This window comes from Burkholderia sp. Bp9090 (assembly GCF_003857985.1).
GTDB lineage: Bacteria > Pseudomonadota > Gammaproteobacteria > Burkholderiales > Burkholderiaceae > Burkholderia.
On the sequence record NZ_QTPV01000070.1, the window covers coordinates 1 to 22441 of the forward strand.

Genomic DNA, 22441 nt, shown 5'->3' on the forward strand with positions numbered 1-22441 from the left:
CCGGCGCCGCGGCCCCCCGCCCAGCCCTGCTCCCCCTCCGCCCCCTCCCCACCTCTCATCCGCTCATCCGCTCAATCCGCTCAATCCGCTCAATCCGCTCAATCCGCCCGCGCGAGCGCGCGTCACACCGCCGGAAACCGCTCCAGCAGCGCCGCGAACCGCGCCTCGTCCGGAAACGCCTTCACTTCATACCGCACCGGCCGGTGCGCGGTGGCCGTCATCAGGTCGCCGCACGCGTCCCGCAGCGCGGCCATCGGCACGTGCGCCGACTGCCGCGTCGCTTCCCGGTACAGCACGACGATGTCCGTCTCGGGCAGCAGCGTCGGCACGCCGTCGGTCCACACGCTGACACTGAACAGTTCGCCGTTCTGCCGTCGATACACGGTGTAGGTCGCCACGAAGATGTCGGTGCCGTCCCGCTTGTGCAGGTCGTCCAGCTGCGTGCGCTGATCCTGGTAGTCGCCGGCGAGTTCGTCCACGCGCAGCGCGTGCAGCTTCGCCTCCAGTCCTGCCGGGATGAAGTTCCGCCACGCGGCGCCGTCCCAGCGCAGCATCAGCGGCGGCAGCGGACGCGGCTGCGCGCGCGCGTGTTCGGCAAGTTCGACCATCGTCGCGAGACCGGACGTGTTGCGGTCGCCGGTGAGCAGCAGCACGGCCCGGTTCGGCGCCATCACCACCGGCGCGCCGGAGATCGGCTGGCGATGCAGCAGGTCGGTCAGCAGCAACCGCGACGCGTCGTAGTAGTCGCCGAACTGCGACAGGAACACGCCGTCGCGCAACGCGACCCACGGTGCCGACGACGCGCCGCGCAGGTTGTCGATCGCGATGTCGCAGGCGGCGTCGAAGCTGACGCCCCATTCGGCGAGCCGCGCGCTCGTCAGCCGCGCGACGCTGAATTCGCCGTCGTACGCGATGCCGATCTCGAGGTTCTCGCACAGTGGCCGGAACGCCACCTCCGACGCTTCGGGCTGTCCGGCGAGCTGCAGCGCGACCGTGCCGCGCTCGGTCGCGCTGCGGATCACGGGGCGCAGCCGCGCGCGCACGTCCGCGAAGTTCGCCGGAATCTCGTGCTGCATCATCGCGTTCGCCTGGCGCAGCAGCGTCGCTTCGCGCTCGGTGGGCTTCGCGTCCGCGTAATCGCGGAACAGGTTGTGGAGGTTGATGATGTTCGACGGGGCATCGGCTTGCACGAGACGGCCCTTGTCGTGCTCGTGAAGCCACTCGCGCGTGTCGCCGGTCGCGCGCAGCGCGGCGATCAGGCGTTCGGCGAAGTCCTGCCGGCTGGGCGGTTTGCTGAAGCGCTCGCGCAGGCGCGCGACGAAGTCGGAAATCATCGTATGCGGTCGGGCGGGCCCGTCTGTTATTGATCTCTCGTTGTCGTGAGCGGCGGCACCCGTCTGCCGGGGGCGCGACGCCTGCGGCCCGCGGATATCGGCCTGATATCCGTCACGCGTCCGGCGGACCGCGCGCCGGTTCAAGGAAGGCGCGGGCCCGCATCGGGCGCGATCGCATGGCGGGTGTGGCGATGGTACCGCACGTCCGTGACGGAGTCGCACGCAGGTGAACATTAGTGACCCGGCGTGGCCCGGCGTGACCAGCACCCGCCGGGGCGGTTCCACCAGGCGGCCGAACGTCTCGCCGGGCCGGCTGCGAAAGGCGTCCGGACATCTCACCAGCGCCGCGCCGGCGCACCGGGAAACCCCGACGACCGCCCCGCGAGCCTTGTACGGCGGGCGTTCGCGCCGGTTGCGCGGCGTGCCGTGCCGGGCCGCTTCCCCGATTCTGGCGGCCGACCTCCCGACGACGTGTAAACTGCTGCCTTTTTTGACGGTTTGCAGCATGGTGCAAGCACCCCCGCGCCCGGCACTGAGCGGCCCGACGCTCGTCCGGCTGCTCGCGCGCCTGACCGATGCCGACGTCGCGGAATCCCGGCAGACGCTGTCGGACCGCCTGAGCCAGTGGCTCGGCTGGACCGACGCGATCACGCTGTCGTCCGCGCTGAATGCGAGCCCGCCCGGCGTCGCGGCCGGCGTGCGCGGTTACGACGCCGAGCGCGACTGCGCGCGCGTGCGTCACGACCTCGCGCAGGCGATCACGGCCGCCCACCGTCCGCGTACGCGGCGGCGCCCCGGCGAAATGCCGCCGCCGCCCGCCGACACGGCGGACTTCGCGGATTTCCGCCAGAGCTGTCTGTCCCTGCAGCAGGAAATGGAAACGGCGATCGGCCAGTTGCGCGGCCGCCTGCGGGTCGCGCTGGCCGCGCGCGCGTCCGGGATGGCGCGGCTCGCGGCGCTCGACGCGATCATGGAGCGCGTGCTCGGCGCGCGCGAGCGCAGCCTGCTGTCCGCCGTGCCCGCGCTGCTCGGCACGCGCTTCGAGCGGCTGCGCGACGCGGAACGGCAGGCGCTGGCCGACGCGCAAGCGGCGGCCGCTGCCGATCCCGACGGCGACGCACCGCCCGCTGCGGCGATCGTGCCCGGCACGTGGCTCGACACGTTCCGCAACGAGATGCAAAGCATCCTGCTCGCCGAACTCGAAGTCCGGTTTCAAACGGTAGACGGGCTGCTCGCGGCCCTTCGTACCTGCTAATCCCTACGCTATGTCCAGAATTCGTCTTGATCTCGTTGTCTTCATCGCCGGCCTGCTCGCAGTGTGCTGGATCGGCGTCGGCTATGTCGCGTCGAACCCGCTCGCGACGGCCGTCACGCTGCTGATCGGCGCGTGCTACGTCGCCGGTGCGTGGGAGCTGCGGCGCTACCGGCAGGCGACCGCCACGTTGTCGCGCGCGGTGGCCGGGCTGACCGAACCGCCGGCGCAGCTCGACACATGGCTCGACACGCTGCCCGCGGGCCTGCGCGGCGCCGTGCGGGCACGCGTCGAAGGCGCGCGCGTCGCGCTGCCGGGCCCGTCGCTGACGCCGTATCTCGTCGGCCTGCTCGTGCTGCTCGGCATGCTCGGCACGCTGCTCGGGATGGTCGTCACGCTGAAGGGCACGGGCGCCGCGCTCGAAAGCGCGACCGACCTCGACGCGATCCGCGCGTCGCTGATCGCGCCGGTGAAGGGCCTCGGCTTCGCGTTCGGCACGTCGATCGCGGGCGTCGCGACGTCGGCGATGCTCGGCCTCCTGTCCGCGCTCGTGCGCCGCGAACGGCTCGACGCGGGCCAGCAACTCGACGCGAAGATCGCGACGACGCTGCGCGTGCATTCGTCCGCACACCAGCGCGACGAATCCTTCCGGCTGCTGCAGCGCCAGGCCGACGTGATGCCGGCCCTGGTCGACCGGCTGCAGACGATGATGACGACGCTCGAGGCGCGCAGCGTCGCGCTGCACGATCGCCAGATCGAAAGCCAGCAGGCGTTCTTCGATCGGACCGAGCGCGCGTATGCGGGCCTGGCGTCGAACGTCGGCGATGCGCTGAAGGAAAGCGCCGCCGAGAGCGCGCGCGTCGCCGGTGCCGCGCTGCAGCCGGTCGTCGCGGCGACGATGACGGGGCTCGCGCAGGAGATGGCCGCGTTGCGCGACACCGTGACGGGCGCCGTGCAGCGTCAGCTCGACGGGCTGACCGACGGTTTCGAGAAGACCACCGGGAACGTGACGGCCGTCTGGAACCGCGCGCTCGACGAGCAGCGCCGCGCGGGCGACGCCGTCGCGCAGCAATTGCAGACGACGCTCGGCCAGTTCACCGACACCTTCGCGCAGCGGTCGACGGACCTGCTCGACGGCGTCGCGACGCGCCTCGAATCGACCGAAAGCCGGCTGTCCGACGCGTGGCGCGATGCGCTCGCGCGCCAGGAGCAGGTCGGCGCGACGCTGGCCGGCCAGCATGCGCAGGCGCTCGGCGAAGCCGCCGCGACCTTCGAGCGGCATTCCGGCGCGGCGCTCGCCGCGATGCGCGAGTCGCATGCGGGGCTGCAGACGCAACTGGCCGCGCGCGACGAGGAACGCCTGACGGCGTGGAATGCGTCGCTGACGGCGATGGCTGCGAAGCTCGGCGACGAATGGCAGCGCGCGGGCGCGCACAGCGCGGGCCGTCAGCAGGAAATCTGCGATGCGCTGGCGCAAACGACGCGCGATCTCGCGGCACAGGCGTCTACGTTCGAACAACGTTCGAGCGACCTGCTGTCGACGATCCGCGAGTCGCATACGGGCTTGCAGACGCAACTCGCGGCACGCGACGAGGAACGTCTGTCCGCATGGAACGACTCGCTCGCCGCGATGGCGACGAAGCTCGGCGACGAATGGCAGCGCGCGGGCGTGCACAGCGCGGGCCGTCAGCAGGAAATCTGCGATGCGCTCGCACAAACGACGCGCGATCTCGCGGCACAGGCGTCTACGTTCGAACAACGTTCGAACGATCTGCTGTCGACGATTCGCGATTCGCACACGGGGCTGCAAACGCAACTGGCCGCGCGCGATGAGGAGCGCCTGTCCGCATGGAACGACTCGCTCGCCGCGATGGCGACGAAGCTCGGCGACGAATGGCAGCGCGCGGGCGTGCACAGTGCGGGCCGTCAGCAGGAAATCTGCGACGCCCTGGCACAAACCACCCGCGATCTGACCGCACAAGCAGCGACGTTCGAGCAACGTTCGAACGACCTCCTGGCGACGATTCGCGAATCGCACACGGGGCTGCAGACGCAACTGGCCGCACGCGACGAAGAACGCCTGTCGGCATGGAACGATTCGCTGGCCGCGATGGCTGCAAAGCTCGGCGAAGAGTGGCAGCGCGCGGGCGTACACAGCGCGGGCCGTCAGCAGGAAATCTGCGACGCACTCGCACAAACGACGCGCGATCTCGCGGCACAAGCGTCTACGTTCGAACAACGCTCGAACGACCTGCTGTCGACGATCCGCGATTCGCACGCCGGCCTGCAAACGCAACTGGCCGCGCGCGACGAAGAACGCCTGTCCGCATGGAACGACTCGCTCGCCGCGATGGCCGCCGCGCTGCGCGACGAATGGGCGCAGACGAGCGCGCAGGCCGCGACGCGCCAGCAGGACATCTGCGACACGCTGACCCGCACCGCGAACGACATCACCGCGCAGGCGCAGGTGCATGCAAGCGACACGATCAACGAGATCTCGCGCCTCGTGCAGGCCGCATCGGAAGCGCCGAAGGCCGCGGCCGACGTCGTCGCCGAACTGCGCCAGCGCCTGTCCGACAGCATGGTGCGCGACACCGCGATGCTCGAGGAGCGCAGCCGCCTGCTCGCGACGCTCGAGACGCTGCTCGGCGCGGTCAATCACGCGTCGACCGAACAGCGCACCGCGATCGACGCACTCGTCAGCACGTCGGCCGACCTGCTCGAGCGCGTCGGCGCGCGCTTCAACGACACCGTCGATGCCGAAACGCGCAAGCTCGATTCGGTCGCCGCACAGGTCACGGCCGGTGCGGTCGAGGTCGCGAGCCTCGGCGATGCGTTCGGTGCGGCCGTGCAGGTGTTCGGCGAGTCGAACGACAAGCTGCTGAACCACCTGCAACGCATCGAGGCCGCGCTCGAGAAATCGCTCGCGCGCAGCGACGAGCAGCTCGAGTACTACGTCGCGCAGGCGCGCGAGGTGATCGACCTGAGCATGATGTCGCAGAAGCAGATCGTCGAGGACCTGCAGCAGATCGCCGGTCGGCGGGCATCGGTCGGAGCGTAACGCATGCACGACGAAATCGACGACGGCGCGCCTTCCGCGCCGGTATGGCCCGCGTTCGCCGACCTGATGTCGGTGCTGCTCGGCGCATTCGTGCTGATCCTCGTCGGCGTGATCGGCATGCAGTTGCAGCTCACGTCGAAGCTCGAGGAAGCCGTGCGCGCGCGCCAGCAGGAAGCGCAGCAGCGCAAGTCGCTCGAGGAGGCGCTGGCCGGGCCGCTCGCGGCCGGCCGCGTGACGCTCGTAAACGGCCGCATCGGCATCAGCGGCAACGTGCTGTTCGCGCTGAACTCCGACCAGTTGCAGCCCGAGGGCCGCGATCTGTTGAAGACGCTGGCTGCGCCGCTGGCCGCCTACCTGACGACGCGCGACGAGATCCTGATGATCAGCGGCTTCGCCGACGACCAGCAGGTGCGCGCCGGCAACCGCCAGTTCGCGGACAACTGGGAACTGTCGGCCAAGCGCGCGCTGACGGTCACGCGTGCGTTGATCGATGCCGGCGTGCCGGCGAAGTCGGTGTTCGCGGCCGCGTTCGGCTCCGAGCAGCCGGTCAGCTCGAACGCGGACGATGAAGGCCGCGCGAAGAACCGCCGCGTGGAGATCGCGCCGGTACCGCGCAAGACCGCGTCGAGCGGAGGGAAGACGAAGTGACGGACGACGCGACGCACGTGCGCGCGACGCTCGACGCGTGGCGCGAGCAGGGCGCCGACCGGCTCGATCCGGTGCGCTTCCATCGGCTCGACGCGCTCGAGAAGCGCGCGGCCGCGCTCGACGGCGATGCGCGCGCGTTGCTCGATGCGCGGCTCGCGATGCTGCTGGAAGGGTTTGCGCAGATCGTCGCGCGAGCCGGTGAGGCGGCAGCCGCCAGCTCGGCGGCGCAAGCGAACGCGCAGGCGCCTGTGCGTGGTGCGATCGGCGGTCTCGTCGAGCGCCTCGCGCGCGATGCAGAGGCCGATCGTCGCGGGATCGATCCCGCGCTGATCGACTACTTCCGCGCGATGTGGTCGAAGGTCCGCACCGAACAGCAGTACCGTCAGTCGCTCGACCAGGTGCCGCGCAACGCGGGACCGCTCAATTCGAACAGCCTCGTGCACCGGTCGCTCGCGACGATGCGCGAGCTGTCGCCGGAATACCTGCAGCAGTTCCTGTCGTACATCGATGCGCTGGCGTGGCTCGAGGATCTGGCCGGCGGCGGCGCGCAGCCGGAGAAGGAGGCGCCGCGCGCGAAAGCCGCGAAGACGCTGAAACCGGCGAAGAAGACCACGCGCACCAAGGTGCGATAACGCACGCGATTGCGTCGCGCCGATCGCTGTCTAGCGATCGGTCGCCTGCTCGTCGATCGCCGCGCGCAGCGCGTGCAACGCGTCGGTCAGCGCCGACGCGAACGGCGGATGCGCTGCGATGCCCGCTGCGTCGAGCCGGCTGCCGAGGATCGGCAGCGTGATCGACGCGCGCTCGACGATGCACGCCGACATCACCGACAGCGTTTCCCGCAGCACCGCGTCCGCATGCGTCGCGCGCGGCGACGCGTTCAATACCGCGACCGGCTTGTACACGACGGCCTCGCATCCCACGATCCAGTCCAGCGCGTTCTTCATCACGCCCGTCACGCCGTGCGCGTATTCCGGGCTCGCGATCAGCACGCCGTCCGCGGCGTTCAGCCGCTCGATCAGGTCGCGCACCGCGGCCGGCGACGGATCTTCGATATCGGGGTTGAACAGCGGAAACTCGCCGAGACGATCGAAACGCGTGATGCGCATCCCGCGCGGCGCAACGCGGGCGGCTGCGTCCAGCAGCGCCGCGTTGTACGACTGTGCACGCAGGCTGCCGCACAGCGCGACGATGTCGATGCGGCGCTCGGAATCGGTTCGGGGTTCGGTAGCCATCAAGGAGCGTAGGGGTGGGGGTCTTGCGCGGCGACGGCGCGCGGATCCGCCGGATTATCGCATCGGCGCGTGAGCGACGTGCCGCGCGTCGGCGACGCGGCGCAGGTGATGCGATTCGCGTCCGTTCCGCGGCAACCGCGTGTCCCGACCCCGGGTGGCAACCGTGTCGCGCATCCCGGTTGCCCGTGCCAGGTCACCGAGTGTCCATCCGTCGCCGAGCAACAGGCGGCGCGTATGCAGCGCACCGTACACGTCGTCCGCGACGGTTTCGCCGAGATAGCGCAGCGCGCGGCCTTCGACGTCGACGAAGCCGTGCCGGTAGTCGTGCGCGAGCGCGGTCCACAGCTGTGCCGCGCCGACCGACTGACGCGCGCCGCTGATCAGGCAGAGACCCGCGTCGAGTCCCCATCGATACAGCGTCGTCGCAAGCCCCTTGCGTTGCGCGGACCCGCGCAGCCGCGTATGCGGCGCGCGCAGGTAGCGGTCCGCGCGGCGCGGCAGTTCGGGAAGCCGGTTGAAGATCGTGTAGCCGGCGAGCTGCCGCGCCGACGGATCCTCGACGTAAAGGAAATATTCACCGTCGGCCTCGCGGTGGCGGACGATCAGGCCCGAGTCGCCGAGCGCGACGGCCGGCAGGCCGTGCAGGCGATGGCCCGGCTGGTTCAGACGCGCGTGGAGCATGTCGAGTTCATCGTCGATGTCGTGCTGGGAATGCTGTACGTCAATACGCATGGCAAAAGGCGCCCGTCCCGGGCGCATCGAGAAAGGGGTTCATCGCAAACGGGAAAGGAAATGGCAGCGGCCCCCGGGCTCGACGTGCGAGCCGGGGCCGCGAATCAGCTGGGGATGTGCTGGAAACCGGCGGCGATCGCGGCGAGGCCCGCGATGCAGAGTGCGAATAGGATCAGGACTTTGTGGATCACGCCTCTCTCCTCATGAACGCGCGGCGCCGAACGGCGGTGCCGCGGAGACGGTGATGGCGGGCACGGCCCGCGCGGCCGTCGTGCGGGACGACGGTCGAAGGTCCGGGCGGCAGGCGCGCGGACGGTCAGCACCATACGCGACGGGCACGGGGCGGGCAACCGGACGGCGGGAGAAAAGCGACGAAACGCGGGGAATCGAGGGTGTTTCGCGACAATCGGTCGCAAGGGGCGGGCGTGTCGATGTCGCGTGCCGGCGTTTGTCTCGAAATCACATCCGCTTCATGGCAAACGGATTTCACCAGGATCGGACCATGTGAGCGGGCCCGTCCACGGATCGCCGAGCCGCAACGACCTTCTTCACCCGGTTGTTGCGGCGATCTCCTAGTGTTGCCACCTCACCCCGCCTTCCGCACCCCGAACGCCTGCCGGATCCGCGCGAACAACCCATACTGCGCGATCCATTCCGCATACGCGCGATAGTCAGGATCACGCATCAAATGACGTTCCTCCGTCTTCGCCCGCGTGTAGTAGATCAGATTGACCGCGACGAGCCCCGCGCAGTGCATCAGCCCGACCTGCCAGCCGAGCGGCTCGACGAACGGCACCGACACCATCCAGTACGACAGGTTCTTCGTGATGTACGCCGGATGCTTCGTGAAACGATACGGGCCCGACGTGATGATCCCGCGGTTCGTGAGGTTCGAGAAACGCAGCCCGAACGAGATCGTCGACAGCGCATAGGTCATCAGCAGCAGGATGATCACCGCGCCCCAGATCACGCGCAGCGTCGGCGCGGACAGCAGCCAGTTGTCCCAGAACAGCGAGCCTTCGTAGCGGATGTAGTTGTTCGAGATCAGCGACCAGAATGGCTGGTAGCACATCAGCGCGGCGACCCAGCCGAGCGTGGTCGGCTCGACGGTGCGCACGTGGCTGTCGAGGATGCGGAACGTGCACAGGTAGCCGACGGTGCCGAACATCAGGTCCATCGTGAACGACAGGTCGTACAGGAACACGAAGGTCGCGATCGTCATCGGCGCGTTCACTGCGTGCGCAAGCGATGCGCTCAGGTGATCGGCGTCCTTCGACAGGTAGACCGTCATCAGCGGCAGGAAGAACGCCTTCACGCCCCAGCCGGCGAGCATCTCGCGCACGGGCTGCCAGCTCGCGGGCTGCTCGCGGCGGAACAGGTAGCGGCCCCACAGCAGGTACGCGTCGTCGGTCTCGCGCTGGTGTCGATCCATCCACGCGAAGTAGAACGGCGCGGCGACGATCACGTACGGCGCGAGCGAGCGCAGCAGCGACCAGAACGGCAGGTAGAACGCGCCGTGATATTCGGGCAGCAGCCAGTAGATCGCGGCGATGCCGGCGTAGATCGACGTCAGCGCGCCGAGCCGCGTCGCGACGCGGGCGAGCCCGAGCGGGCGCACGGCCTGGCGCGACAGTCCCGCGCTCGGGCGCAGGTAGACGCACGAGATGAAGATTTCGTGCAGCGCGATCGTGCCGATGATCGCGAGGCTGGCGACGACCGCGCGCGTGGCCGCATCGAGGCTCGGCTGGTCGCGCGTGATCCACAGCGCGAAGAGACCGGCCGCGATGCCGAGCAGGCCGGCGCGGAACGGCGTGGCGGAACGGGGCGGGCGGTCCTGGACCGCGGCGATGCCGTCGAGCGTGGAATTCATGATCGGATCCTCGTCGGGATGACGGCCGGCGCCCCCGCTTGGCGGGTGGCGCCGGCCATCGGCCGGGCTTTGGATTGGTATGTGCCCGGCCATTGGCCTGTGGTTCTGATACGTGACGCGTTACTTCTTCGGGGCGGTGCCGAGCAGGCCGCCGAGCAGGTTCGTCACCGGTGCCAGCAGGTTGGTCGCGCCAGCCGCGGTGCCGCCGTTCGAACTGCCGGTCAGGCCGGCCGTGACGGTGCCGCTGCCGGACGGCGTCGTCACCGTGCCGGCCGCGCCGCCCGGGCTGGCCGTGCCGATTGCGCCGAGCGTGCCGGCCGCCGACGTCAGCGAGCCCGTCAGCGTGCCGACCGGGCCGCTCGTCAGCGCACCGCCGAGGTTGCCGGTCAGGTTGCCGCCCGGCGTCGTGACCGTGCCGGTGAGGCTCGCGCCAAGCGGCGTCAGCGAATTGACGAGGCCGGTGACCGGTGCCAGCAGGCTGCCGGCGCCCGAGCTGCTGGTACCGCTCGTGCCGCTGGTGCCGCCCGTACCGCTCGAACCGAGGCCGCCGAGGGCGCCCGTCACCGTGCCGAGCAGGCCCGTGATCGGCGCGAGCGGGCCGCCGCTGGTGCCGCTCGTCCCGCTCGTCCCGCTGGTGCCGCCGGAGCCGCTCGAACTGCTGCCGCCGCCGAGGGCGCCCGTCAGCGAACCGAGCACGCCCGTGATCGGGGCGAGCGGGTTGGTGCCGCTGCTGGAACTGCCGCTGGACAGCAGGCCGCCTGTCGACGACACCGTGTTGCCGAGCTGGGACACGCTGTTGCCGGCGCTCGTGCCGACCGGGTTGCCGGTCGCGCTGCCGACCTGCGTACCGGCGAGGCCGAGGCCGCTGCCGAGCGTGTTCAGCAGGCCGCTGAGCGGGGCGCCGAGCAGGGTCGCGTTGCCGAGCGTCTGCGTGGCGCCAGGCGTCGTGACGCCGCCGGTCAGCGTGTTGGTGATCGGGTTGATCACGCTGCCGAGCTGCGTCTCGAGTTGCTGGACCGGCGCGCTGTTCAGCGCCGTGTTGAGCGCCGATGCGGTGGAGTTGACCGCGGTGCCGACCGTGTTGACGAGACTGCCGACCAGGGTCGTCGCCGGCGCGAGCGGCGCCAGCGGACCGGTGCCGAGGCTCGTCACCGCGTTGCCGAGGTTGTTGACGGCGCCGCCGGCGCCGGTCAGCAGGCCGGTGGTCGAAGTGAGCGTCGGGCCGAGCGGGTTCGGCGACACGCCGATCGAGCCAAGGCCGGCCGCGACGCCGTTGCCGAGCGACTGCACGCCGCTGCCGAGGCTGGTGACCGCATTGCCGATGCTGGTGGCCGTCGTCGGGTTCGTGCCGGGGACCTGTACGCCGCCGATCTGCGACCCGCCGTTCGCGACCGTCGTGCCCAGTGCCGTGACGAGCGTGCCGGTTTGCTGGAGGACGTTGCCGAGCGGGGTGGCGCTGGTGCCGGAGGTGCCCGACGTGCCCGAAGTACCGGAAGTGCCCGAAGTACCGGAGGTGCCCGACGTGCCGGAAGTACCCGACGTGCCGGAAGTGCCCGACGTACCGGAGGTGCCCGACGTACCGGAGGTGCCCGACGTACCGGAGGTGCCCGACGTACCGGAGGTGCCCGACGTACCGGAGGTGCCAGACGTACCGGAGGTGCCCGACGTGCCGGAAGTACCCGACGTGCCGGAAGTACCCGACGTGCCGGAAGTGCCCGACGTGCCGGAGGTGCCCGACGTGCCGGAAGTGCCCGACGTGCCGGAGGTGCCTGACGTACCGGAGGTGCCTGACGTGCCGGAAGTGCCCGACGTACCGGAAGTGCCTGACGTGCCGGAAGTGCCCGACGTGCCGGAAGTGCCTGACGTACCGGAAGTGCCCGACGTGCCGGAAGTGCCCGAGGTGCCCGAAGTACCGGAGGTGCCCGAAGTACCGGAGGTGCCCGAAGTCCCCGACGTCCCCGAACTACCGCCGCCGGACGTACCCGACGAGCCGCCGCCGGACGTTCCGGATGTCCCCGAAGTCCCGGACGTCCCCGACGTGCTCGGCTTGATCGACGGCGTGACCGGCCCGTCGACCGAGCCGCAGCCGTACAGCGAGAGCAGCGACAGGACGGCCAGCGATACCGTCGTCTTCTTTAAGTAATGGTGCATGGTGGCCTCGACATTGGAAGTTGTGTCCGGGCCATTACTGCAAATTCCGCGCCATGACATCTTCCACGCAATGCGCCGGCGCTTTGTTGCGGGAATCGGGAATATCGGCGCGATTTAAACGGAGGAATGGGGGTTTCGCGTGACGGGCGCGCCGGTTGCGCCGGTGTGCGCGCTGTGATGTTCTCGTAAGGTGCCGTAACGCCGGGCTGGATGTTACGTAGCGTTCGGCCCGGTGTTCCGCGTGTGACGCAGCCGGCCGCGCCCCGAGGGCACGTTCTTTGACGAAACACCCGCGCGCCGCGAACATGACGCGAACCCACCCGGCCGCAGGCGATGCCGAAGCGGCCAAGACTTCAGACAGGACACGACATGAGCGAACAGGACAGGGAACAGGGCAAGGCGCGCCGCACCGAAGTCATGGGCGAGGCATTCGTCGAGCGCGCGATGCGCGACCTCGACGGTTTTTCGCGTCCGCTGCAGAACTGGCTGAACGAGCACGCGTGGGGCAGCACGTGGCAGCGCGGCGGCATCGACCTGAAGACGCGCAGCCTCTGTACGTGCGCGATGCTGGCGGCGCTCGGCCGCGGCACGGAACTGAAGGGCCACGTGCGTGGCGCGCTCAACAACGGCGCGAGCCTCGTCGAGATCCGCGAGGTGCTGCTGCACAGCGCGCTGTACGCGGGCGCGCCGGCGGCGGTCGAGGCGTTTCGCAGCGCGCGCGAGGTCATCGCGGAGCTAGGGCTGTCGCTGCCCGACGACGAAGCCTGACCCGCGCGCGGCGCGGCCGGCAGGCCCGCCGACGCTCAATGCTCGACGTGCGCGCCCTGCGCCGGCGCCTCGACCGGCGCGGCGGCGACTTCGAGCAGCCAGTCCGCCGTTGCGTCGGGAATCGTGACCGGCAGCATGTGCCCGCCTTCGACGACCTTCAACCTCACGCGTGCCGACTTCTGCGCGAGCGCTTCGCCGTGCGTGCGCCAGTTCAGGATCGGATCGGCGCGGCCGTACAGCACGTCGACCGGCAGCGCGAGGTCCGCGTAGCGGCGCACCATCGCGGGCAGGTCGACGGGGGCCGACAGCAGGTCGGTCGCCGTCGCGTAGAACACGTGCGGCCGCAGCCCGAGCAGCCCGCCGCCCTTCACCGGGAAGTCGCGTGGCACGGCTTCCGGCGCGAACACCTGATCGACGGCCTTGCGGCCGGTCAGGATCGTCAGCGGGATCGCGAAGGTCCACGACACGAAGCGGCGCACCAGCGGCGACGGCAGCATCAGCGGCTTGAACGGTGCCGGCGGCTCGGTCTGCTCGTGCGACAGCGGCGCGATCAGCGCGAGCCGGCTCACGCGCTCCGGATGGTCGAGCCCGACCGCGAGCGCGATCGCGCCGCCGAGCGAATGGCCGACGAGCACGGGCCGGTCGAGTTTCAGCGCGTCGATGAACGCGGCGATCGTGCGGGCCTGCGCGAACACGTTCGCCTGCGAGCCGGCGCCGCGCAGCGAGCGGCCGGCACCGGGCCGGTCGACGAGGATCACGCGATGGTGCTGCGCGAGCCGCGTGAGCGGCAGGTACGCGAAATTGCGCCACTGCCCGGCGAGCCCGTGCACGAACACGAGCGGCGGGCCGCTGCCGTACTCGACGTAGTGGATGTGGTCGCCGCCGATGTCGACGAAGCGGCCTTCGGGCGGAAACGCGCGCGTCACGCGGCGCGCGACGTAGCCGGAAAACAGCGCGAGCGCGGCGAGCATCGCGACGACGCCGAGCAGCACGTTCTGGATCAGGTGAAGCGTATGGCTCATGTCGGCCTCAACGGGTTTCGAGTACGGGTTCGGCGACCGGCGCGGCGGCCGGGCCGGCTTTCGCGCGGCGTTCGAATTGCATGGCCGAATCGGCGAGCCCGCTGAATTTCAGCGACGCGAGATCGAGCACGTAGTTCTGGTGAAACTTCCACGGCTTGCGGTGCCCCTGCTTCGGCAGGATGCCGGCCGCGCGCTGGATGTAGCCCGAGCTCAGGTTCACCGCCGGCACGTCGCCGAGGTCACCGGCGCCGAGCCGCGGCACGCAGGTGTCGTAGCCGTTCGCGCGCATGTGGTTGAGCAGCCGGCACACGTAGCGCGCGATCAGCTCGGCCTTCAGCGTCCACGACGCGTTCGTGTAACCGAACGACGACGCGAGGTTCGGCACGTCGCTGTACATCATTCCTTTATAGGACACGGTCTGCGGCAAATCGACCGCGCGGCCGTCGACCGTGACGCGCGCGCCGCCGAGCATCTTCACCTTCAGCCCGGTCGCGGTGACGATCACGTCCGCGACGAGCTGCTGGCCGCTTTTCAGCTTCAGGCCGGTCGGCGTGAAGCGCTCGATCTCGTCGGTGACGATCGATGCGCGGCCCGCGCGGATCGACTTGAACAGGTCGCCGTTCGGCACGAGGCACACGCGCTGGTCCCACGGCATGTAGCGCGGCGTCAGGTGCTTCGCGACGTCGAAATCGGGGCCGAGCTGCCTGCCGGCCGCGCGGATGATGAACTGCTTCGTCCGCTCGGGCTTGCGGCGCGACACGTTGTACAGGTACATCGTCAGCAGCACGTTCTTCATGCGCACGAGCCGGTGCGCGAGCCGCGACGGCAGCACGCGGCGCAACGCGTTCGCGATCCTGTCGCGGGCGGGCAGCGACACGATGTAGGTCGGCGAGCGCTGCAGCATCGTCACGTGCTTCGCATCGGCCGCCATCGACGGCACCAGCGTGACGGCCGTCGCGCCGCTGCCGATCACGACGACGCGCCGGTTCGCGTACGACAGGTCCTTCGGCCATTGCTGCGGATGCACGATCCGGCCTTCGAACGATTCCATGCCGGCCCAGTCGGGAAGGTAGCCGCCGTCGTAGTCGTAATAGCCGCTGCACATGTAGAGGAAGCGGCACGTGTAGACCAGCGTGTCGAGCGCGCCGTCCCGCGTGCGCTCGATGCGCACCGTCCAGCGCGCGCGGTTCGAATCCCAGTCGGCCGCGACCACTTTCTGGCCGTAGCGGATCGTCTTGTCGATGCCGTACGCGCGCGCGGTGTCGCGGATATAGTCGAGGATCGTCTGGCCGTCCGAGATCGCCTTGTCGCTGTGCCACGGGCGGAAGCTGTAGCCGAGCGTAAACATGTCGGAATCCGAACGGACGCCGGGATAGCGGAACAGGTCCCAGGTGCCGCCGATCGCATCGCGCGCCTCGACGATCGCGACGCTCGCATGCGGGCAGCGCTTTTTCAGGTGATAGGCGGCGCCGATGCCGGACAGGCCGGCGCCGACGATCAGCACGTCGAGGTCACGGGCGTCGCCGGAGGCGCACGGCGCGTCGCGCCGGTCGGTCGTCGTCGTCGAGGTCATGCGGGATCCTTGGTCGGGTGGGGCGAGAGCGCGGCGGGCGCCGACGCGCGCTCGAGATTGCGTGCGCGGGCGCGGCGCACGTGGCGCAGCACCAGCCGCTGGTAGCCGGCGCCGAGCAGGCGCGCGAGCTTGTCGAGGCGGCGCGCGTCGGCGCCGACCAGCACGCGGCGCGCGTTGCGCTCGACGCCGGCGAGAATCTGCCGCGCGGCGTCGTCGGCCGTCGTCGCGTTGATCAGGCGGTTCGCCTGGCGGCGGTGGGTCGCTTCGTCCTGGCCCGTGAGCGCGTGGATGCTGGTATCGACGCGGCTCGCGTCGACGATGTTGGTCGCGACGCCGCCCGGATGCACGCAGGTCGCGCTGACCGGCGCGCCGTCGAGTTCGAGTTCCATCCGCAGTGCCTCGGTGAAGCCGCGCACCGCGAACTTGGTCGCGTTGTACGAGCTCTGCGTCGGCATCGCGACGAGTCCGAACAGGCTCGACGTGTTGATCACGTGCCCGTCGCCCGACGCGCGCAGGTGCGGCAGGAACGCCTGCGTGCCATGCACGACACCCCAGAAGTTGATGCCGACGATCCATTCGAGATCGGCGATGCGCGCAGTCTCGGCGCTCGCGGCCAGCGACACGCCCGCGTTGTTGAAGACCAGGTTGACCTTGCCGTGTTCGGCGCGCACGAAATCGGCCCACGCGAACACCGCATCGCGGTCGGCGACGTCGAGCCGCCGCGTGCTCGTGCGCACGCCGTGCTTCGCGCACGCGGCCGCGGTGCCGGCGAGCCCGACATCGTTGACGTCGGCGAGCGCGACCTCGCAGCCGCGCCGCGCGAGCTCGACCGCGAGGCTGCGGCCCATGCCCGAACCGGCACCCGTGATCGCGGCGACCTTGCCGGAAAACCCCTTCATGCGTCGTTCCTCCCGTTCCGCTTGCGCTGCATCGGCGGCGCGCCTATTGTGGTGTTATTCGTCACCACTTTAGTTTTCGGGTGTCCTGATGTCAAATAGCGAAATGGAGAAAGCACTCGAAACGGAAAAACGGGGCCGGGCGTACGGCGGCGTGGCGCCCGAGGTGCGGGCCGCCGAGCGGCGCGATGCATTGATCCGCGCGGCGACGCGCGTGTTCGGCACGGTCGGCTTCCGCAAGGCGACCGTGCGGTCGATCTGCCAGGAAGCGAAGCTCAACGACCGTTATTTCTATGCGGCGTTCGACAGCACCGAGGATCTGCTGCGCTGCACCTACCTGCATCACGCGCAGCAGCTGCACGACGCGGTCGCACGCGCGGTGGCCGAGCGCGGCGGCGATCTGCGCGAAAGCGTCGACGCGGGGCTCGCCGCGTTCTTCGGCTTCCTGCGCGATCCATGCGCGGCGCGCGTGCTGCTGCTCGAGGTGATGGGCGTGAGCGCCGATACCGACATGACGTACCAGCGGATGCTGCTCGACTTCGGCAAGCTGATCATGGCGATCGGCGCGGCCCGCGAGGCCGCGACACCCGCCGAGCGCACCGAGCAGCGGCTCATCGGGCTCGCGCTGGTCGGCGCGATGACGAACGTCGGCGCGGCGTGGCTGCTCACCGGGTATCGCGACCCGGAGGCGCAGATGGTCGCGAGTTGCAGGAAGGTGCTGCTGGGGACGTTGCGGGAAGCGGGGTAGGCGGCGCGAGCGCGTGTCTGTCGTGCGCCGTCGCGCGAACGCCGTGCGTAGCTTCAAGGCATTCGCGCAGGAATACGAATTCGCGTTGTGTACGGACCCGAAGAGACTCGAAACGCGAAGCGGCCGCCAAAAGGCGGCGCTACGTGAAGTTCATGTGACAGACGGTTGCCTGTTCAATCGTCGGCGCGTCGCGCCCGTGTCGCGCGCACACGCGGCGCGGCGGCCGTTGCCGCGATCCTTGCCTTCATCGCGTCGATGAACGCGCGCACCTTCGGCGACGGCAACCGCGTCGACGGATACACCGCATGGATCCCGGCCCGCGCCGAGCGCCACGCGGGCAGCAGCCGCACGAGCCGGCCGGCCGCGACGTCCTCCGCGATCGAGAAATCCGTCAGGAGCCCGAAGCCTCCGCCCGCGAGCGCGATCGCGCGGCAGGCCGTCGCGGTGTTCGACACGACCGGCGCGACGCAACGCACCGACGCATGGCCGCCGCGCGCGTGGTCGAGTTCGACCGTATGCGGGCGCGACAGCGTCGACAGCATCACGAACGGCAGCGCGGCGAGCGCGTCCGGGTCGCGCGGCAGCCCGTGCCGCGCGACGAACGCGGGGCTCGCGACCAGCCATTTCTCGTACTCGCCGAGCTGCACCGCGCGATAGTTCGAATCCGCGAGGCGGCCGATGCGGATCGCGACGTCGAGATTGTCCGCGACGAGATCGGCGATGCGGTCGTTCGCGATCAGTTCGACGTCGAGCCGCGGATGCGCGTCGCGCAGCGCGACGATTGCCGGCGCGACGACCAGCGCGCCGTAGTCGATCGGCACGCTCACGCGCAGCGTGCCGCGCAGCGGCCCGGCGTCGGACGACACCGCGTCGAGCGCGCTTTCGGTCGCGCGCACGATGTCGCGGCACGCGTCGTAGAACGCGCGCCCCGCATCGGTCACGCTCAGCCGTCGCGTGGTGCGCACCAGCAGGTTCGCGCCGACTTCGGATTCGAGGCGCTGCATGTGCGTGCTGACGACCGTCTTCGCGAGGCCGAGCCGCTCGGCCGCGGCCGTCAGCGAGCCGGCGTCGACCACCGCGACGAAGATCGCCAGCCGGTTCAGGTTCACGTCGCGCAGATCGGCCATCGTCGATTGTCCTATGGAAGCGGATAATGTTTCAGCGATTATCCGTCTTCTGGCCGCGAACGGCGAGCGCTACGCTGGGGCTGTTCGTCGCCGATTCCCGGTGGCGCGAGATCCAGGAGCTTTCCCATGCCAGCCGCCAGCAAGCACGCCCGTCCGGTTCGTGTCTATTCGTTCCCGCTGTCCGGGCACGCGCATCGCGTCCGGCTGTTCCTGTCGCTGCTCGGGCTGCCGTTCGAGACCGTCGACGTCGACCTCGCGGCCGGCGCGCAGCGCGAACCTGCGTTCCTCGCGCTCAATCCGCTCGGTCAGGTGCCGGTGATCGACGACGACGGCACCGTGCTCGCCGATTCGAACGCGATCCTCGTGTATCTCGCGAAGCGCTACGGCGACGCGCACTGGCTGCCCGACGATGCCGCCGGCGCGGCGACCGTGCAGCGCTGGCTGTCGTACGCGGCCGGGCCGATCGCCACGGGGCCGGCCGCCGCGCGGCTCGTCACCGTGTTCGGCGCGCCGCTCGATCATGACGCGGCCAAGCGCACGGCCGCGAAGGTGCTCGCCGTGATCGACCAGGAACTCGCCGGCAAGCCGTTCGCCGCGGGCGCGCAACCGACGATCGCCGACATCGCTGCCTACACGTACATCGCGCACGCGCCGGAAGGCGGCGTGTCGCTCGAACCGTATCCGCAGGTGCGCGCGTGGCTCGCGCGCGTCGAGGCGCTGCCGGGCTTCGTCGCGATGCCGCCGACCCGCGCCGGCCTGCTCGCCGCCTGACGGCGAAGCCGCGATCTCACCGGGAGAACACGATGACCGCGCCGACTGCCGCCGTACCGGGCTGGGAACTGGATGTTGCGCCGTTTCATGCGGGCGAGCTGGCCGTGCAGCAGCGCGCGGGCGTGACACAGGCCGCTGACGCGGCCGGCCGGCGCGGCATCCGGCGCTTCATGCCGGACCAGCACCGCACGTTCTTCGCGCAGTTGCCGTTCTTCGTGCTCGGCGGCGTCGATCCGGACGGCCAGCCGTGGGCGACGCTCCGGGTCGGGATGCCCGGTTTCGTGACGACGCCGGACGCGCGCACGCTGCGTATCGACGGCGACGCGCTGCCCGGCGATCCGCTGGCCGGAGCATGGCAGCCCGGCGTGCCGCTCGGCGGGCTCGGGATCGAGTTCGACACGCGCCGGCGCAATCGCGTGAACGGCATCGTGCGCGCGGTCGACGGCGACGCGCTGACGATCGCGGTCGAGCAGAGCTTCGGCAACTGTGCGAAGTACATTCAGGGCCGCACGCCGACGTTCGTGCCGCGCGAAGGCGATGTGTCCATCGCGGCCGACGTGTCGGACCGGCTGAGCGACGCGGATCGCGCGCTGCTCGCGCAGGCCGATACGTTCTTCGTCGCGAGTGCGAATACGTCGGCGGATGCGGGTGCTGCGCGCGGCGCGGATGTGTCGCATCGCGGCGGTATGCCCGGCTTCGTGCGCGTCGACGACGCGCACACGCTGACGACGCCGGATTTCAGCGGCAACCGCTTCTTCAATACGCTCGGCAACCTGCAGCACGATCCGCGCGCGGGGCTGCTGTTCGTCGATTTCGACAGCGGCGACCTGCTGTATGTCGCTGCGCACGCGGAGATCGTGTGGGACGGGCCGCTCGTCGCGTCGTTCGACGGCGCGCAGCGGGTCGTGCGGTTTCACGTGCGCGAAGTGCGGCGCACGCGGGGTGTGCTGCCGTTTCGGTGGTCGGCGCTCGAGCGGGCGCCGCAGTTTGCGGGGAAGGTGGGGGCTGGTGTGCCGGCGGTATCCGCACCTGCATCTGCGTCCTCGTCCCCCTCCAGCTGGCGCCCGCTGCGCATCGCGAAGATCGTCGACGAAGCGCGCGCGATCCGCTCGTTTCATTTCGAAGCGGCGGACGGCGACGCGTTGCCGGCCTACGAAGCCGGGCAGCATCTGACGCTGCGCGTCGCGCTGCCGGACGAAGCTTCGCCGACGATTCGCAGCTACACGCTGTCCGATGCACCCGGCGCATCGCATTACCGGATCACCGTGAAGCGCGAAGGACGCGTGTCGGCCTGGCTGCACGACCACGCGCGTGCCGGCATGACGCTCGATGCGCAGATGCCGCGCGGCCGCTTCACGTTCGACGTCGCGAGCCCGCGTCCGGCGGTGCTGGTGTCGGCCGGCATCGGCATCACGCCGATGATCGCGATGCTGCGCCGCGCGCTGGCCGACGACGCACCGTCGCGCCGCGTGGTGTTCGTGCACGGCGCGCGCGATACGGCCGACCGGCCGTTTTCAGCGGAACTGACGCGCATCGCGGACGCGGACCCGCGCGTATCGCTGCACTGGTTCGACAGCCGGCCGCAGCGCGACGGCGCGGCGCGACCGGGCCGTGTCGACATCGCGCAACTGAAGCGCATCCTGCCGTTCGACGACTACGATTTCTACCTGTGCGGACCCACCGCGTTCATGCGAGATATGTACGACGGATTGCGCGCGCTGAACGTGCCGGACGAGCGTATCCGCTTCGAGGCGTTCGGGCCGTCGAGCGTCGTGCGCAGCGCGACCCGCGCGGCCGGGGCGCCGCCGGCGGCAAGCGTGCCGGTCGTGTTCCGCCGCTCGGCACGCGACGCCGCATGGACGCCCGCCGACGGCACGCTGCTCGAATTCGCCGAAGGCCGGGGCGTGGCGGTGCCGTCCGAATGCCGGTCGGGGTCGTGCGGCACATGCGCGACGCGCGTGCTGTCCGGTGCGGTCGATTACGTGCAAGCGCCCGACGCGCCGGTCGAACCGGGCTGTGCGCTGCTGTGCGTCGCGCGGCCCGCGACGGGCACCATGGAGGCGCTCGTGCTTGACCGCTGATGGCCCCTGCGACACGCCGCCGCAGACGGCCTGCTGCGCGAAAAGCACGCGCAACTGCTTCTTTTTTCGAATGCCGGCCGGATCGACGATAGCGTCAACCGATTCGATGAAAGGAGCACAACCATGAAACTGCTCGGCATGATCAAGCTGGTCCTGTGGAGTTTCTTCGGCGTACGCAACAGCAAGGCGCACGCGGCCGATCTCGCGAGCGTCAACTATACGTTGCTGCCGTTCGTGGCGATTGTGCTCGCGCTGCTGGTCGGCGCGGTCATCTACGGCGTCGTGCATCTGGTTGTCGATCCGACCGCGACGATGCAGGGGTTCTGAACGTTGGGTGAACCGGCAGCGGGCCGTCATTCCCGCTCCGGTTTTCGCTCGTTCGACCGGCGCGTGACTGCACCGGTTGTCGAGGTCGCCGCGCGCGATGCGCATCGCGATCGCATCGCCGCCGCTGTCGCACCATTCGAAGCGTATTTCCCCCATCCCGCCGTTCCCGTCTCCCGTTCCACCCGATTCCACGGCCTTCAGCCCCGCCCGGGGTAAAATGCGCGCCACGCCGCGATGTCGCGCGCGACGGGCATGCCGCCGTTCCGACGAACGGCGTACGCAACTGCCCGGCGCCCGCAACCGGGGCGTTCGAAGCGAACCCCGCATGACAAGACCGCGCGACGCAGCCGGCCGCCCGACATGCTCGCGATCCAGGATCGACGGCTGCGTCGGTGCCCCGCGCGTCACCGTCATCCGATGTCCCATCCTGCGCTTTCCCGATCGATCGGCACGCATGCTGCCCGATCGTCAGATTCGTCTGATGAATGTCGTGTCGACGTTCGTGCCCGGCGTCCGCAGGACCGTCGCGGGTGCTTGCATGAGGTCGCGCTTCGCAGCGGCGCAAAGCGTTTCGAAGGTTTCGACAGGGTCGAGTGGCGAGTTTTCCATCCAGAACAATGACGGTGAATAGAACAACAGCGTCGCCCGCACGGCGGCGGCGCGCGAAGGCCGGGCTTGGCGTCGGTCTCGGTATCACGCTTTTCGCGGCGCAGGCCGCCGCGGCACAGGGCGACGCGCCGGCGCCCGACGCCGGTGCGGCCGGCAGCACGACGCTGCCGGCGATCACGGTGAGCGGCGAGCGCGGCAACACGCTGCGCGCACGCACGGCGTCGGTCGCGGGGCTC

At 70.1% G+C, this 22441-nt stretch carries 18 protein-coding genes and 1 pseudogene; 10 read left to right on the plus strand and 9 right to left on the minus strand.

Going from position 1 to position 22441, the window contains the following annotated elements:
- Positions 1-122 precede the first annotated feature (122 nt).
- Positions 123-1334 carry a hypothetical protein gene (locus tag DIE16_RS34955; RefSeq protein ID WP_124894319.1) on the minus strand — a complete coding sequence of 404 codons (1212 nt, stop codon included), beginning with the start codon at positions 1332-1334 and terminating at the stop codon, positions 123-125.
- Between the two features lie 505 nt (positions 1335-1839).
- Here DIE16_RS34955 and DIE16_RS34960 point away from each other — a divergent pair.
- From DIE16_RS34960 to DIE16_RS34975, 4 genes are read left to right on the plus strand one after another with little or no spacing between them, the layout of a single operon-like run.
- Positions 1840-2589 (plus strand): DUF3348 domain-containing protein, encoded by a 750-nt coding sequence (locus tag DIE16_RS34960; RefSeq protein WP_044845329.1) that lies wholly within the window; start codon positions 1840-1842, stop codon positions 2587-2589.
- 10 nt (positions 2590-2599) lie between these two features.
- Entirely contained in the window at positions 2600-5647 is a 3048-nt protein-coding gene (locus DIE16_RS34965) for a DUF802 domain-containing protein (RefSeq protein ID WP_124894320.1), read from the plus strand.
- 3 nt (positions 5648-5650) lie between these two features.
- A complete protein-coding gene (locus DIE16_RS34970; RefSeq protein ID WP_124894321.1) occupies positions 5651-6295 on the plus strand; it encodes an OmpA family protein in 645 nt (214 codons plus the stop codon).
- A complete protein-coding gene (locus DIE16_RS34975) occupies positions 6292-6927 on the plus strand; it encodes a DUF2894 domain-containing protein (protein ID WP_124520351.1) in 636 nt (211 codons plus the stop codon). The genes DIE16_RS34970 and DIE16_RS34975 overlap by 4 nt, the downstream gene beginning before the upstream one ends.
- Before the next feature lie 30 nt (positions 6928-6957).
- On the opposite strand, the gene DIE16_RS34980 is transcribed toward DIE16_RS34975, so the two are convergent.
- From DIE16_RS34980 to DIE16_RS37605, 4 genes are all read right to left on the minus strand, one after another.
- Complete coding sequence (locus DIE16_RS34980; protein ID WP_124894322.1) at positions 6958-7530, minus strand: NADPH-dependent FMN reductase; 573 nt, start codon at positions 7528-7530, stop codon at positions 6958-6960.
- Positions 7531-7584: 54 nt separating this feature from the next.
- Entirely contained in the window at positions 7585-8262 is a 678-nt protein-coding gene (locus tag DIE16_RS34985) for a histone acetyltransferase (RefSeq protein WP_185735548.1), read from the minus strand.
- Between the two features lie 586 nt (positions 8263-8848).
- The gene (locus DIE16_RS34990) at positions 8849-10132 is read right to left on the minus strand and encodes an isoprenylcysteine carboxylmethyltransferase family protein (RefSeq protein ID WP_124894324.1); all 1284 of its coding nucleotides are present in this window, start codon (positions 10130-10132) and stop codon (positions 8849-8851) included.
- Positions 10133-10252: 120 nt separating this feature from the next.
- Positions 10253-12283 carry a collagen-like triple helix repeat-containing protein gene (locus tag DIE16_RS37605; RefSeq protein ID WP_124894325.1) on the minus strand — a complete coding sequence of 677 codons (2031 nt, stop codon included), beginning with the start codon at positions 12281-12283 and terminating at the stop codon, positions 10253-10255.
- 369 nt (positions 12284-12652) lie between these two features.
- Here DIE16_RS37605 and DIE16_RS35000 point away from each other — a divergent pair, with 369 nt between their 5' ends.
- Complete coding sequence (locus DIE16_RS35000; protein WP_044848113.1) at positions 12653-13051, plus strand: carboxymuconolactone decarboxylase family protein; 399 nt, start codon at positions 12653-12655, stop codon at positions 13049-13051.
- A 35-nt stretch (positions 13052-13086) separates the two neighbouring features.
- On the opposite strand, the gene DIE16_RS35005 is transcribed toward DIE16_RS35000, so the two are convergent.
- Genes DIE16_RS35005 through DIE16_RS35015 form a run of 3 tightly spaced genes read right to left on the minus strand, consistent with a single transcriptional unit; the run spans position 13087 to position 16545 of the window.
- A complete protein-coding gene (locus DIE16_RS35005; protein ID WP_124894326.1) occupies positions 13087-14073 on the minus strand; it encodes an alpha/beta fold hydrolase in 987 nt (328 codons plus the stop codon).
- A 7-nt stretch (positions 14074-14080) separates the two neighbouring features.
- Positions 14081-15646: an NAD(P)/FAD-dependent oxidoreductase gene (locus DIE16_RS35010; RefSeq protein WP_124894327.1), complete on the minus strand. Its 1566-nt coding sequence runs from the start codon at positions 15644-15646 to the stop codon at positions 14081-14083.
- Positions 15643-16545 (minus strand): SDR family oxidoreductase, encoded by a 903-nt coding sequence (locus DIE16_RS35015; RefSeq protein ID WP_124894328.1) that lies wholly within the window; start codon positions 16543-16545, stop codon positions 15643-15645. Before DIE16_RS35015 ends, DIE16_RS35010 begins: the two co-directional genes overlap by 4 nt.
- Positions 16546-16633: 88 nt before the next feature.
- Here DIE16_RS35015 and DIE16_RS35020 point away from each other — a divergent pair, with 88 nt between their 5' ends.
- A complete protein-coding gene (locus DIE16_RS35020) occupies positions 16634-17290 on the plus strand; it encodes a TetR/AcrR family transcriptional regulator (protein ID WP_124489837.1) in 657 nt (218 codons plus the stop codon).
- A 173-nt stretch (positions 17291-17463) separates the two neighbouring features.
- On the opposite strand, the gene DIE16_RS35025 is transcribed toward DIE16_RS35020, so the two are convergent.
- A complete protein-coding gene (locus tag DIE16_RS35025) occupies positions 17464-18417 on the minus strand; it encodes a LysR family transcriptional regulator (protein ID WP_124489836.1) in 954 nt (317 codons plus the stop codon).
- A 126-nt stretch (positions 18418-18543) separates the two neighbouring features.
- Here DIE16_RS35025 and DIE16_RS35030 point away from each other — a divergent pair, with 126 nt between their 5' ends.
- The 4 genes and pseudogenes from DIE16_RS35030 to DIE16_RS35045 all read left to right on the plus strand — a co-directional run.
- Positions 18544-19188 carry a glutathione S-transferase family protein gene (locus DIE16_RS35030; protein WP_124894329.1) on the plus strand — a complete coding sequence of 215 codons (645 nt, stop codon included), beginning with the start codon at positions 18544-18546 and terminating at the stop codon, positions 19186-19188.
- 32 nt (positions 19189-19220) lie between these two features.
- Positions 19221-21269, plus strand: a complete 2049-nt coding sequence (locus DIE16_RS35035) for a pyridoxamine 5'-phosphate oxidase family protein (protein WP_124894330.1) — start codon at positions 19221-19223, stop codon at positions 21267-21269.
- A gap of 123 nt (positions 21270-21392) precedes the next feature.
- The gene (locus tag DIE16_RS35040) at positions 21393-21596 is read left to right on the plus strand and encodes a DUF2970 domain-containing protein (protein ID WP_124894331.1); all 204 of its coding nucleotides are present in this window, start codon (positions 21393-21395) and stop codon (positions 21594-21596) included.
- A 617-nt stretch (positions 21597-22213) separates the two neighbouring features.
- A pseudogene (locus tag DIE16_RS35045) lies at positions 22214-22441 on the plus strand (TonB-dependent siderophore receptor); the annotation flags it as partial.

Coding starts and splice junctions, on each gene's coding strand:
- DIE16_RS34955 (WP_124894319.1), bottom strand. CDS start 1,334: ATGATTTCCGACTTCGTCGCGCGCCTGCGCGAGCGCTTCAGCAAACCG.
- DIE16_RS34960 (WP_044845329.1), top strand. CDS start 1,840: ATGGTGCAAGCACCCCCGCGCCCGGCACTGAGCGGCCCGACGCTCGTC.
- DIE16_RS34965 (WP_124894320.1), top strand. CDS start 2,600: ATGTCCAGAATTCGTCTTGATCTCGTTGTCTTCATCGCCGGCCTGCTC.
- DIE16_RS34970 (WP_124894321.1), top strand. CDS start 5,651: ATGCACGACGAAATCGACGACGGCGCGCCTTCCGCGCCGGTATGGCCC.
- DIE16_RS34980 (WP_124894322.1), bottom strand. CDS start 7,530: ATGGCTACCGAACCCCGAACCGATTCCGAGCGCCGCATCGACATCGTC.
- DIE16_RS34985 (WP_185735548.1), bottom strand. CDS start 8,262: ATGCGTATTGACGTACAGCATTCCCAGCACGACATCGACGATGAACTC.
- DIE16_RS34990 (WP_124894324.1), bottom strand. CDS start 10,132: ATGAATTCCACGCTCGACGGCATCGCCGCGGTCCAGGACCGCCCGCCC.
- DIE16_RS37605 (WP_124894325.1), bottom strand. CDS start 12,283: ATGCACCATTACTTAAAGAAGACGACGGTATCGCTGGCCGTCCTGTCG.
- DIE16_RS35000 (WP_044848113.1), top strand. CDS start 12,653: ATGAGCGAACAGGACAGGGAACAGGGCAAGGCGCGCCGCACCGAAGTC.
- DIE16_RS35005 (WP_124894326.1), bottom strand. CDS start 14,073: ATGAGCCATACGCTTCACCTGATCCAGAACGTGCTGCTCGGCGTCGTC.
- DIE16_RS35010 (WP_124894327.1), bottom strand. CDS start 15,646: ATGACCTCGACGACGACGACCGACCGGCGCGACGCGCCGTGCGCCTCC.
- DIE16_RS35015 (WP_124894328.1), bottom strand. CDS start 16,545: ATGAAGGGGTTTTCCGGCAAGGTCGCCGCGATCACGGGTGCCGGTTCG.
- DIE16_RS35020 (WP_124489837.1), top strand. CDS start 16,634: ATGTCAAATAGCGAAATGGAGAAAGCACTCGAAACGGAAAAACGGGGC.
- DIE16_RS35025 (WP_124489836.1), bottom strand. CDS start 18,417: ATGGCCGATCTGCGCGACGTGAACCTGAACCGGCTGGCGATCTTCGTC.
- DIE16_RS35030 (WP_124894329.1), top strand. CDS start 18,544: ATGCCAGCCGCCAGCAAGCACGCCCGTCCGGTTCGTGTCTATTCGTTC.
- DIE16_RS35035 (WP_124894330.1), top strand. CDS start 19,221: ATGACCGCGCCGACTGCCGCCGTACCGGGCTGGGAACTGGATGTTGCG.
- DIE16_RS35040 (WP_124894331.1), top strand. CDS start 21,393: ATGAAACTGCTCGGCATGATCAAGCTGGTCCTGTGGAGTTTCTTCGGC.